Genomic DNA, 12256 nt, shown 5'->3' with positions numbered 1-12256 from the left:
GATCAGAACGGGCGGCCGGTGCGGCGGGAGATGGCGAGGCGATAGAGGGCCTCGTACTGCCGCGCCGCCTGCGCCCAGCCGGAGTTCTTCTTCATCGCCCGCAGCTGCATCGTCCGGAAATACGCCGGGTCGGCGCGGTAGAGGTGCACCGCCCACGCGACGGTGTTCCCGAGCGCCATCGACGACATCTCCTCGAACTTGAAGCCCGTGACGTTGTTCTCGACCGTGTCGTCGAGGCCGCCGACGGCGCGCACGACCGGCAGCGTCCCGTAGCGCTGGCTATAGAGCTGGTTCAGGCCGCAGGGCTCGTAGCGCGACGGCATGAGGAAGAGGTCGGCGCCCGCCTCGATGCGGTGGGCGAGCCCCTCGTTCATGCCCACGTAGACACGGAAGCGGTCGCTCGATCCGGCGATCCGCGAGAAGAGGTCCTCGGCCCAGCGCTCGCCAGAGCCGAGGACCACGAGCTGGACGTCGAGCGAGAGGATGTGGTCGAGCGCGCCCGCGAGGATGTCGATCCCCTTCTGGGTCGCCAGGCGGCTGATGAGCCCGAGGAGCGGGACGTCGGGGCGCTCCTCGAGGCCCATCTCGCGCTGGAGCGCCGCCTTGCAGAGGCGCTTGCCGCTCAGGTCCTCGGCCGAGTACGTCGCCGCGATGTGGGGATCGGTCGCGGGGCTCCAGATGGAATCGTCGATGCCGTTGAGGATGCCGATCACGTCGGTGCCGCGATCCCGGAGCACGCCGTCGAGCCCCTCGCCGCCCTCCCACGTCTGGATCTCCTGCGCGTACCTGGGCGAGACCGTGGAGACGAGCGTGGCGTTGTAGATGCCGGCCTTGAGCAGGTTGATGCTGTCGTACGCCTCCAGGCAGAACCTGTGGAACTGATCCCAGCCGAGCCCCGTCGTGGGGAGCTGATGCTTGTTGAACCAGCCCTGGTACCCGAGGTTGTGGATGGTCAGGACCGACGCGGCGCGCGCGAGCGGCGACCGGTGCTCGAGGACGTTGAGGTAGAGCGGGACCAGGGCCGTCTGCCAGTCGTGGACGTGGACGACGTCCGGCCAGAAGCCGAGCGCGTGGCACAGCTGCATCGCGCCGCGCGACAGGAGCGCGTAGCGGGCGAGGTTGTCGCCGAACTCGCCGTGCGCGTCCCCGTAGATGCCGTCGCGGTCGTAGAGCACGTCGTGCTCGAGCAGGTACGCGCGGGGCGCGGGCGCGCCGGGGGTCTCGGGATCGAGGCGCGTCTCCCAGACGGCGGTCCACACCTCGCCCGTGCCGAGCGGGATGCCGAGCGGCTCCGGCAGCCGGCGCGGCATGAAGCGCTCCGCCGGCGCCGGCGCGTCCCCGCCCTGCGGAGCGGCGATCGCCGCCGCGTCGGCCGGCGCCTCGGCCGGCGCGGCGTCCGCCGGGGGAGCGGCGTCGGCAACGTCGGCCGCCGCGCCGGCGGCCGCCGCGGCCACCGCCGGCGTGGCGACCGCCGCGCTGCCCCGAGCCTGCTGCTCGGCGCGCTCGATCTGGCGGGCGAGGTAACGCTTGGCGACCCGGTAGGCCGGCATCACGACGCGCACGTCGTGGCCCGCTGCGGCGAGCGCGATCGGCAGCGCGCCCGCCACGTCGGCGAGGCCGCCGGTCTTGCTGAAGGGGACGCATTCGGACACCACGAAGAGAATTTTCATGCGCGGCATGGACATGGGAGGGGGGAACGCGCCCCTGTTCAAGGCGAGCGCGTCGCGTCCCTTCTACCAGCTTCACGAGCGATCTTGACCACGCGATCGACAGAGCGGGCGAGTCCGAGCGCCGACGTGTCCACCACGAAGTCGGCTCGCTCATAGAGCGCGCGCCGCGCCTGGAAGAGCGCCCGGAGCTCCTTCATGGCGTCGGCCCGGTTGGCCATGGGGCGCGCGTCCCCCTGCTCGACCACGCGCAGCCAGTGGTCCTCGGGCTTCGCCCGCAGCCAGACCGTCACCGCGCAGCGCCGCAGCCGCTCGAAGGTCGCCGGATCGGTCACGAGGCCCCCGCCCGTGGCCATGATCCCGTGGGCGCGGGCGTCGGCGAGCCGCGCGAGCTCCTCGCGCTCCAGGCGGCGGTAGTAGGCGTTCCCGTGGATCTCGAACAGCGCCGCGAGGCTCATCCCGGCGCGCGCGGCCACGAGCCCGTCGAGCTCGCGGAAGGGCACCCCGAGCCGCGCCGCGGCGCGGCCGCCGATCGTGGTCTTGCCGGCCCCGCGCAGGCCGAGCAGCGCGACGAGGACCCCGCCCGCCCCCGCCTCGCCGGAGGCCGGGCCGCGCGGCGCGTCCTCCGGGGCGAGCTCGCCCGCCGCGAGCAGCGCGGCGGCCGAGGTGCCGAGCGCGCGGCCGATGTCCTCCAGCTTCACCACGGACACGTTCGCCCGCCCACTCTCGAGCAGGACCAGGAAGCGCTCGCTCACCCCGGCGAGCTCAGCCAGCTCGCGCAGCGTGAGCGCGAGCTCCTGGCGCCGCTGCCGGAGCCGCCCGGCCAGGTGCGCGAGGATCAGCGACGCGCCGGCGTCGCCCGCAGCGGCCTCCGGGCCCTGCCCGGGGCGCTCCCGAGGCGATGTCTGGCGGGGTGGCATCTCTATAGTGCAATATATTTCATAATAGCCTATCCATCAAGAACTATACTGCTTGACTGAAGGCCAGCGCGGTGGTGGGCTCGTCGGTATGGAAGCGACCACCTCTTCTCCTTCCGCGGCTCCTTCGCCGCAGACCAGAGCCCGGGAAGAGGGCTCATCCGGCGAGGGCTCGCCCGTCCGCTTCGAGGCGGAGCCGGGCCGGTACCGGCACTGGAAGCTCTCGTTCGAGGGGGCGATCGCGCGCGTCGCGATGGACGTCGACGAGGACGCGCCGATGCGGCCCGGCTACCAGCTGAAGCTGAACAGCTACGATCTCGCGGTCGACATCGAGCTCGCGGACATCGTGCAGCGGCTGCGCTTCGAGCACCCCGAGGTGAAGGCGGTGGTCGTGACCAGCGCGCAGCCGCGGATCTTCTGCGCGGGCGCGAACATCTACATGCTCGGGTCGTCGCCGCACGCGTTCAAGGTCAACTTCTGCAAGTTCACGAACGAGACGCGGCTCGCGCTCGAGGAGGCGTGCTCCGAGAGCGGGCAGCATTACCTCGCGGCGCTGAACGGCGTCGCGTCGGGCGGCGGTTACGAGCTCGCCCTCGCGTGCGAGGAGATCTTCCTCTGCGACGACGGGAGCAGCGCCGTGTCGTTCCCGGAGACGCCGCTGCTCGCCGTGCTCCCGGGCACGGGGGGGCTCACGCGGCTCGTGGACAAGCGCAAGGTGCGGCGCGACCTCGCGGACGTGTTCTCGACGCTGGCCGAGGGGGTGCGCGGCAAGCGCGCGCAGGAGTGGGGGCTCGTCGATCGCGCGATCCCGAGGAGCCGCTTCGATCAGGCGGTGGCTCAGCGCGCCGCGGAGCTCGCGGCGGCGACGCCGGACCGGCCGGGGCCCGGGGTGAAGCTCGCGCCGCTCGAGCCGCGGCGCGCCGAGGACGGCGACGCGTCGACCTGCGACTACCGCCACGTCTCGCTGAAGGTCGACCGCGCCGCGCGGACGGCGGAGATCCGCGTGCTCGGGCCGGACGGCGAGGGGCCGTCGGACGCCGCCGGGATGCGCCGGGCGGGCGCGGACCTGTGGGCGCTCCGCGCGTTCCGCGAGCTCGACGACGCGCTCCTCGACCTCCGCTTCAACCACCCCACGGTGGGCCTCGTCCTCCTCAGGACGGCCGGCTCGCCGGACGCGGTGCGGGCCGCGGACGAGGCGCTGTGGGCGGCCCGGGGCGACTGGTTCGCGAAGGAGGTCCTGCTCCACATGCGGCGCGTGCTCAAGCGGCTCGACCTCACGGCCCGCAGCGTGTTCGCGCTGATCGAGCCCGGCTCGTGCTTCGCCGGGAGCCTGTTCGAGCTCGCCCTCGCGGCGGATCGGTCCTACATGCTGGACGGCGGAGACGACGCGTCGGGCGCGTCTCCCGCGACGGTTGCGCTGAGCTCGCTCAGCTTCGGTCCGCTCGCGATGTCGAACGGGCTGACGCGGCTCGCGTCGCGCTTCCTGGGCGCGCCGGAGCGCGTGGCCGCGCTGAAGGAGCGGACGGGCCTCCTGTCCGCCGAGGAGGCGCTGGAGGAGGGCCTCTGCACCTTCGCGCCGGACGCGATGGACTGGGACGACGAGGTGCGGCTCGCGATCGAGGAGCGCGTGAGCCTGTCGCCCGACGCGCTCACCGGGATGGAGGCGAGCCTGCGCTTCTGCGGGCCGGAGACGATGGAGACGAAGATCTTCTCCCGGCTGTCGGCCTGGCAGAACTGGATCTTCCAGCGCCCCAACGCGGTGGGCCAGCGGGGCGCGCTGACCATGTACGGGCGCCCGGAGCGCCCCGAATTCGACTGGAGGCGGACGTGAGCGCGGTCATCAACTCGGAGCGGATCCCGAACAACGTCGACCTCGCGTCGGACAAGAAGCTCCAGCGCGCCCTCGAGGCGTGGCAGCCGAAGTTCCTCGACTGGTGGCGGGAGACGGGGCCCGAGGGGTTCCAGGCGGACGACATCTACCTGCGCACGGCGATCAGCGTCGACCACGAGGGGTGGGCGCACTTCGACTACGTGAAGATGCCCGAGTACCGCTGGGGCATCTTCCTCGCGGATCGGGTGCCCGACCGGAAGATCGGCTTCGGCGATCACCTGGGCGAGCCGGCGTGGCAGGAGGTGCCCGGGGAGCTCCGGAACATGCTGCGCCGGCTGGTGGTGACGCAGGGGGACACGGAGCCGGCGAGCGTGGAGCAGCAGCGGCTGCTCGGCCAGAGCTGTCCGAGCGTCTACGACCTGCGGAACCTGTTCCAGGTGAACGTCGAGGAGGGGCGGCACCTCTGGGCGATGGTGTACCTCCTGCACAGCCACTTCGGCCGCGACGGGCGGGAAGAGGCGGAGGCGCTCCTGGAGCGGCGGAGCGGCGATCCGGACAAGCCGCGGATCCTGGGCGCCTTCAACGAGCCGTGCACGAACTGGCTCTCGTTCTTCATGTTCACCTACTTCACGGATCGCGACGGCAAGTACCAGCTGCTCGCGCTCGCGGAGAGCGGCTTCGATCCGCTGTCGCGCACGACGCGGTTCATGTTGACCGAGGAGGCGCACCACATGTTCGTCGGCGAGACGGGCCTGCTCCGTATCGTCCAGCGGACGTGCGAGCTGATGAAGCGCAACAAGAACGAGGACGCGCGCGCCGAGGGCGGCATCGATCTGCCGATGATGCAGAAATACCTGAACCTCTGGTACTCGCTGTCGCTCGATCTGTTCGGCGGGGAGATCTCCTCGAACGCCGCGTCGTTCTTCGCGTCGAGCGTGAAGGGCCGCGCGAAGGAGGAGTCGTACGAGGATCACCGGGCCATCGACGGCGTGTACGTGATCGACGTGCCGCACGTGCCCGTGGCGGCGGCCGGCGGCGCGGTGGCCGGGTGGCGGCGCGAGGAGGTGCCGCTCCGCAACGCGATGAACGAGGTGCTGCGCGACGAGTACGTGAGCGACTCGCAGCGCGGGATCGACAAGATGAACCGGGTGATCGAGGAGGCGGGCGTGCCGTTCAGGCTGCGGCTGCCGAGCCGGCGGTTCCACCGGAGCTCGGGGATCTACGCGGGGCTCCACTTCGACGTCGACGGCAACCCGCTCTCGAAGGAGGAGTGGGAGCGCCGGCGCGACGCGTGGCTGCCGACCGCGAGCGACGAGGCGTACGTGAAGAGCCTGATGGAGAAGCCGGTGTTCGATCCGAAGCAGATGGCGAACTGGATCGCGGCGCCGGCGAAGGGGCTCAAGGGCAAGCCCGTCGACTTCGAATACGTGCGGCGCAGCGGCTAGGGCGAGCTGCCCGGCCCTCGGAGGGCCTACGGTCTGCGCGGGAGCAGGGACGAAGTGTTCAGGGGGCCATACCCGTGTCGGCGGGCGGCGCGCCCGCGTCGGCGGGCGGCGGCGGCGCCTTCTTCGGCGGATCGCCGTGCTCGGCGGCGAGCTTCTTCACGAGGGCGTCGAGCAGCACCTGCTCGTGGTACTGCGGCATCGCGGGGAGCTGCACCGCGACGTGCACGCCGGCGCCGCCGTTCACGACCTCGATCGCGCCCTGCGTCGCCCTGCCGCCGCTCTCCGGGCTCCTGTACTCGAAGAGCAGGTAGCCGCTCGCGACGTCCTTCTCGACGATCTTGAAGCCGAGATCGACGCGCACGAGGCGCAGCGCCGTGCCGAAGGTCTGCTCGAATGTGTAGGGCGACGCGTAAGCGACGCTGGCGCTGGCGTGCCGCGCGCCGAGGACGCCGGCCAGGGGGAAGGCCAGCGCGACGACGAGGAGCGCGATCGACGGGAGGCGGCGCATGACCGCGGCGTAGAGGGGCCGGCGACGACGGGCCAAGTTTCTTGCCGGCGCGCGCGCGGGTATGCTGGCGTCGACCTCGATGGACCGACCCTACGTCGAGCAGCTCCGCATCCAGGGCTACGGCTGCGTCCAGGATACGACCCTGGAGCTCACGCCGCTGCACGCGCTCATCGGGCCGAACGACAGCGGCAAGAGCACCGTGCTGCGAGCGCTCCGGACCCTCTCCTCCGTCCTCGAGCGGGCGCTCGGGGCGCCGGCGCCGGACCCGCTCGGGCGCGGCGCCCCGGCGAGCAGGGCGCTCGGCGGCGCCGTGTTCGAGGTGTCGGCGGCGACCACGACGTGGCGCGTGGAGCTCGACGCCGCGGGGCGCGTCCGCTCGACGTCGTTCCCGAGGGACCTGGAGCCCCCTTCGTTGCTCGACGACGCGGACGAGGACGACGACGTGAGCGGCGGGCCGAGCCCCGAGCGCCCCGCCCCGGACATCGTCCAGGCCCTGCGCGGCACGCAGATGCTCCGCTTCGACCCGGACGCGCTGCGAGCCCCGCACCCGCTGATCCCCGACGGGCATCCGCTCTGCTTCGCCGACGAGCGCGGCACCGGCCTGCCGGCCCTCTACGACGCCGTCATCAGCCGCGACCTGTCGGCCTACATCGAGCTGAACGAGGAGCTCACCCGCCTGTTTCCCAGCGTGCGCAGCATCCACCTCGCCAACCCGAGCTCCACCACGAAGGCCATCGGGGTGAAGCTCGAGGGCGGCGGCGTCGTGCCGGCCGCGCTGATGAGCGAGGGCATGCTCTACTACCTCGCGTTCGCGGCGCTGCCGCACCTCGATCCGACGCCCCTGCTCCTCGTCGAGGAGCCCGAGCACGGGCTCCACCCCGCACGCATCGCCGACGTGATGCGCGCGCTGCGGCTCGTCTCCGAGAAGACCCAGGTCCTCCTCGCGACGCACAGCCCGCTCGTCGTGAACGAGCTCCAGCCCGAGGAGGTCACGGTCGTCACGCGCGCGGGCGAGCAGGGGATGAGGGCCACGCGCATCCTGCACACGCCGGGCTTCGAGGACCGGGCGCGGGTGTACGCGCTCGGCGAGCTCTGGCTCAGCTACGCCAACGGCGCGGACGAGGCGCCGCTCCTCGGCGGAGGCGCGCGGCCGTGATGAAGCCGCTCGAGAGGACCCGGGTCTTCCTCGTCGGCGAGGGCGAGAACGAGCTCGGCAGCCGCGCCGGAGCGCCGGCCTACCAGTCGGACAAGCACCCCGGCGTGCTCTTCACGCTGCTCTCGCGCGTCCAGCCGAACGGGTGGGTCGTCGGCGGCGCCCGCGAGTGGAAGAGCATCCGGAAGTACCAGGCGCGCGGCGCGGCCCACGAGGACACGCATCACGTGCTCGGCGCGGCCCTCGACGCGAAGGAGGCCGGGTGCGACGTCCTCGCGTTCTCCCGCGACATCGACCGCGATCCGGCGCGACGCGAGGCGATCGCGGAGGGCATCCGGCGCGTCTCGTCGAGCCTGTCGTCGCCGCCCGAGGTGATCGGCGGCGTGGCCGTGCCGGCGCTCGAGGGCTGGATCCTCGCGCTCCTCGGCGAGAAGGCGACCGAGGAGCTGTCGCCGCTCAGGGCGCAGGCGATGCTCGCGGCGAAAGGCATGATGCCGGACGACGGCGCCGCCATGGTGCGCGTCGCGGAGGACGCCGACCTCGACGCCGTGCCCCCGGACGCCACCTCGCTCGCGGAGTGGCTCGCGCGCGCCCGCGCGGTGCTGCCGCGGCGGACCGGCCGCGGCGCACGGTGAGGCCTCACCGGCGGCACTGCGGCGCCGCGGCCAGCGCGGCCCTCGCCGTCTCGCGCAGGCCGTGGGGCGTGTCCTTGTCGAGCAGCGGCTTGAGGCGCGCGGGCAGATCGGCCGGGTGCACCGCCCCGAGCGCCGCGAGGGCCGCCGAGCCGAGCCGCTGATCGCGCTCGCCGATCGGCGCCTTCGCCCGCAGCGCGAGCCGCGTCCACAGGTCGACCGAGCTCGCGTCGCACATCGCCCCGAGCGCGAGGATCGCGCGCGCGCGCACCTCGACGTCCTCCTCCTTGTCCTCCGCCCGATCGCGCACGGCCTCGATGTGCGCGGTCGCCCGGTGCGCGCCGAGGCCGTCGAGCGCGTTTCGGCGCACCTCGGGCGATCGATCGGCGAGCGCCCCGACGAGCGCCCGGTCGCCCGCCGGCGTCGCCGGCATCGCGCCGATCGCGAGCGCGGCGCCGCCGCGGATGAACGTCCACGGGTCGGAGGCGAGCCGCGCCGCGAGCGCCTCGGCCACGCCGGCCGGCAGCTTCACGCCGGCGGAGGCCGCGCGCGAGAGCGCCACGATGGCCGCCTCGCGCACGCGCACGTCCGGATCGGAGGCCGCCGCGAGCAGATCCTGCGCGAGCGCCGGCACCTCCGCCGCGACCCCGGCGGCGCGGAGGCGCACGTGCGGGTCCGCGTCCTTCCGGAGCGACGCGCGGAGGTACGCCTCCGCCGGCGCCTCGCCGGCGCGGGCGAGCGCCGCGGCCGGCGCCTGCAGCAGGTAGCGCCGCTCGAAGGGCGCGGGCGCCGCGGAGGCGAGCGCCTGGAACGCCGCGCCGCCGCCCTTCACCCGCCCGAGCGCGGGCCCGAGCGCGCGCAGCAGATCGAGCTGCGCGGCCTCCGGGCGGGCGCGGAGCCGATCGATCTGCACCTCCTCCTCGACCACGGGCGCGGCCCGCTCGCTCCGCGCCGCCAGCGCGAGCGCGGCCCGGAGATCCCGCCGCGTCGCGCCGCGCGCCCCGGCGAGGGCGTCGAGCAGCGCCGGGATCGCCTCGGCCGGCGCCACGAGCGCGAGCTCGCGGGCCGCCGCCACCTTGGCCGCGGCGGCGCCCCCCTTCACGATCTCCGCGAGCGCCGGCGCGGCCGCGCGCCCGCAGCGGCGGATGCGATCGCGCGCGTGGTGGAGCTCCGGATCGGGCTCGGGCGCCGCCGCGCGAGGGGCGCGCCCTGGCGCGGCGGACGTAGACCGCGCGGCCGCCGCCGCGCCGGACGCGGGGGCCGCCGCGCCGGACGCGAGCCGCGCGGTGAAGAACGGGATCTGCACCGCGCACGGCGCCGTGTCGATCACGCCGCGAGCGAGCTGCTTCCCCGCCGCGTCGAGCTTGTCGTAACCGGCGATCGCCGCCTCGACGGCCTCCGGCCCGCTGCGCGCGAGCAGCGCCGCCGCCGCCCTGGCTCGCTCGCCGCCGCCCGCGAGCGCGCCCACGAGCGCCCCCGAGCCCTGCCCGTCGAACGCGGTGCGCGCCGTGACCTCGGCGATCGTGACGCGCACCTCCGGCGCGGACGGCGCGCCGCGGTCGCCCGCGCCCCGCGGCGCGTACGCCTCGTCGAGGACGACGGCGAGGCACGACGCCTTGATCTCCTCGGGGAGCTTCACCTCGTAGCCGGCGGACTCCTTGGCCCACGCGTCCTCGGGCAGGCTCACCTGGAAGAGCCGATCGGGCGTCGCCACGAAGAGCGTGCGCGGCGCCGCGCCGCCGTCGACGCCGTCCTGGGGCTTGATGCGCAGGCCGAGGCCCGTGATCCCGACCTCGTCGGCCGACGAGAACGACACGAACTCGCCCCGGCCCGCGCCCGCCTTACCCTCGGACCACGCGGTCTTCGGGTCGCCGTCGGCGATCTCCGCGAAGCGCTTGCCGACCGCGCTCGACGCCGCGGTCGGGCGCAGCAGCCGGAACGCGGGCGCCGCCGCGTCGGCCTCGCGGCGCTCCGCGACCAGCTTGCCCGCGGCGCGGCGCTCCTCGGCCGGGAGGTTCTGGAAGCTCGCCCCCTTGAGGAGCGTCATCGTCCGGGGATCGACCTCGCTCGCGCCGACCAGCGCCGGCCGCCCGCAGATCGTCACGTCCTCGCGCAGCTGCCCGACGAGCACGCGGCTGCCGCTGCCGAGCGGCTCCACGACCACCGCGTCGCTCCTCCCCTCGCCGTGCTCCCCGGTCGCGACGCCCGTCCAGCCGCTCCAGAGCACGATCGGCTCCGTCCCCTTCCCGGCGAGCGGCGCGGCGACCAGCATCGCCCAGCTGCCGCCCGCGGCGCCCGGCGCGCTCGCGGGCGCCGGCTTGCCCGCGGCCGGCGCCTCGATCTTCGCGAGGTGCTTGCCGTCGGCCAGCGTGATCGGCACGACGCGCGCGCCGCCGAGCAGCGGCGCGACCTCGGACGGCACGGCGAGGACCTTGCCGCCGTCGGGCGCGCACGCGGCTGCAGCGGGACAGGCGCGGGCGGTGATGCCGCCGGGGTCGATGCGGACGGCGAGCGCTTGCTGGCCCGCCGCGTGCGGGAGCACCACGGGCGCGACCTGCGCGGCGGCGTTACCGAGGAGGGTCGAGGAGGCTGCGAGCACCCCGACGGCGGCGCCGACGCGAGGCCGCCGAGAACGAAACGGCGAACGGCTCATGCGCGCCATCCTAGTCGCCTCGGGCGGCCGAGCTCTCGAGAGTTGAGCGCCTCGAGCAGGGCGCCGCGGCCCATGGCCGCGCCGCGGCGCGTCGCCCGGTCGGCCCCGCCGCGCTCCGCCGCGGGCCCGCGCGCCCTCGCTACTTCGGCGTCTCGGAGGCGGGGATCCAGAAGCCGCCCTCGTCCGGCGGCGTCATCCCGAGCGTCTTCGGGAGCACGTTCGTCCAGCCCGCGACCGTCTCGAGCAGGTAGATCTCCGCGCCGGCCTCGATCTCGCCGACCGGCTTCTCCTTCTCGTCGCGCCGCGCGCGCACCGGGATCGACCGCGTCGCCTTCACGATCGGCGGCGCCTTGTCGAGCGCGAGCTGCGCGCCGGCCACCGCGGTCGTCGGCGGGATGTACTGGTCCATCAGCTCGCCCTTCTTCAGCGCCTCCAGGTCCTTGAGGCGCCCCCAGGCGTCGATCGTGAGATCGCCCCGCGACATCAGGTGGACGAACCCGTTCTTGGCCTCGGTGCTCCAGAAGAGCTGGGCCGCCCCCTCCAGCATCTTCAGCGTGAAGATCACGTCGCCGTTCGGGCGATCGAACAGCTCGATCGTCGACGTCTTCATCAGGTAGCCGCGGGCGCTGCCGGGGACCTCCATCTTGGCGGGGACGCCGCGCTGCAGCGAGAAGGCGTCGCACGAGGCCGAGGCCCGCGCCGTCTGCCCCTCGGACCCGGAGATCGAGAGCTCCGCGCGCAGCGAGTCGCCCGTGGCCGCGACGAGCTTCACCTTCTGCGCGCTCGAGATCCAGATGTGCCCCTGGATGACCGGGATGTCGCGCGTCGTGTAGGCCGCGACGTCCGAGGGCGCGATGTAGCCGTCGATCCGCAGCGCCGGCCCGCTGTCCGACGTGCTCAGCCTCGCCCGGCCGGAAGGCGGGTCCGCCGGGATCGCGCTCAGCGTCATCGGGACCAGCGCGCCGGTGAAGTTCGCGATCGTCCGGCCGCCGCTCGGCGCGTCGTAGAGCCGGGCGCCCTTGCTCACCGGCGCCGTCCCCTTCAGCTTGCAGGCGGGCCCCGTCACCGCCGGCGCGGCCGCCCCCGCCGCCTGCACCGCCGCGCCCGTCGCCTGCGCGGCCGACACCGCCACCTGCGCGGGCTCTGCCCTCGCCTCGGAGACGGCCGGCGCGCCCGGGAGCCCGGCGCCGCAGAGCATCCCCCCAACAGCCAGAAGACCAAGTCCCAGAACGTCGCTTCTCATCCACTTCCTCCGACGTACACGGGCAGCCCCGCTCGCGGCGATCCCGGGCGCGGTCCCCTCCTGTCGCGTCTGCCTGAGCCGCCGGCCTCCAGCGCGGCGGCGACCTGCTGGAACGCGCCCGGGAGCGCCGAGCCGTCCCTGCCGTTGGTCGGATCATCCTAGCGGATCATTCAGGCCCCGCCCGTGAAAGGTCCTCCGCCGCAGCGC

Annotated in this window: 9 protein-coding genes; 4 read left to right on the top strand and 5 right to left on the bottom strand. The window is 74.1% G+C overall.

Going from position 1 to position 12256, the window contains the following annotated elements; genetic code table 11:
* Positions 1 to 2 precede the first annotated feature (2 nt).
* Complete coding sequence (locus tag NQZ70_RS07780) at positions 3 to 1679, bottom strand: glycogen synthase (protein ID WP_408022424.1); 1677 nt, start codon at positions 1677 to 1679, stop codon at positions 3 to 5.
* 29 nt (positions 1680 to 1708) lie between these two features.
* Complete coding sequence (locus NQZ70_RS07775) at positions 1709 to 2587, bottom strand: shikimate kinase (RefSeq protein WP_129573650.1); 879 nt, start codon at positions 2585 to 2587, stop codon at positions 1709 to 1711.
* An 88-nt stretch (positions 2588 to 2675) separates the two neighbouring features.
* Between NQZ70_RS07775 and boxC the strand changes: the two genes are divergently transcribed.
* Both boxC and boxB read left to right on the top strand, forming a co-directional pair.
* Positions 2676 to 4415, top strand: a complete 1740-nt coding sequence (gene boxC / locus NQZ70_RS07770; protein WP_129573649.1) for a 2,3-epoxybenzoyl-CoA dihydrolase — start codon at positions 2676 to 2678, stop codon at positions 4413 to 4415.
* The gene (gene boxB, locus NQZ70_RS07765; protein WP_129573648.1) at positions 4412 to 5860 is read left to right on the top strand and encodes a benzoyl-CoA 2,3-epoxidase subunit BoxB; all 1449 of its coding nucleotides are present in this window, start codon (positions 4412 to 4414) and stop codon (positions 5858 to 5860) included. Before boxC ends, boxB begins: the two co-directional genes overlap by 4 nt.
* A 58-nt stretch (positions 5861 to 5918) precedes the next feature.
* Here boxB and NQZ70_RS07760 read toward each other — a convergent pair whose 3' ends face one another.
* Entirely contained in the window at positions 5919 to 6368 is a 450-nt protein-coding gene (locus NQZ70_RS07760) for a hypothetical protein (protein WP_129573647.1), read from the bottom strand.
* Positions 6369 to 6447: 79 nt separating this feature from the next.
* Between NQZ70_RS07760 and NQZ70_RS07755 the strand changes: the two genes are divergently transcribed.
* The gene (locus NQZ70_RS07755) at positions 6448 to 7524 is read left to right on the top strand and encodes an AAA family ATPase (protein ID WP_237245130.1); all 1077 of its coding nucleotides are present in this window, start codon (positions 6448 to 6450) and stop codon (positions 7522 to 7524) included.
* Positions 7524 to 8156, top strand: coding sequence for a hypothetical protein (locus NQZ70_RS07750; RefSeq protein WP_129573645.1), 633 nt, complete (start codon positions 7524 to 7526; stop codon positions 8154 to 8156). Before NQZ70_RS07755 ends, NQZ70_RS07750 begins: the two co-directional genes overlap by 1 nt.
* Positions 8157 to 8160: 4 nt before the next feature.
* Here NQZ70_RS07750 and NQZ70_RS07745 read toward each other — a convergent pair whose 3' ends face one another.
* Together NQZ70_RS07745 and NQZ70_RS07740 are read right to left on the bottom strand one after the other, a co-directional pair.
* Positions 8161 to 10806 (bottom strand): HEAT repeat domain-containing protein, encoded by a 2646-nt coding sequence (locus NQZ70_RS07745; protein ID WP_129573644.1) that lies wholly within the window; start codon positions 10804 to 10806, stop codon positions 8161 to 8163.
* Between the two features lie 139 nt (positions 10807 to 10945).
* Entirely contained in the window at positions 10946 to 12049 is a 1104-nt protein-coding gene (locus NQZ70_RS07740) for a hypothetical protein (protein ID WP_237245129.1), read from the bottom strand.
* Between the last annotated feature and the right edge of the window lie 207 nt (positions 12050 to 12256).

Source organism: Sorangium sp. So ce836 (assembly GCF_028553905.1).
In the GTDB taxonomy this organism is placed as follows: domain Bacteria; phylum Myxococcota_A; class Polyangia; order Polyangiales; family Polyangiaceae; genus Sorangium; species Sorangium cellulosum_D.
Note: the sequence above shows the minus strand (reverse complement) of the source record. Positions and strands in the feature narration are given on the sequence as shown.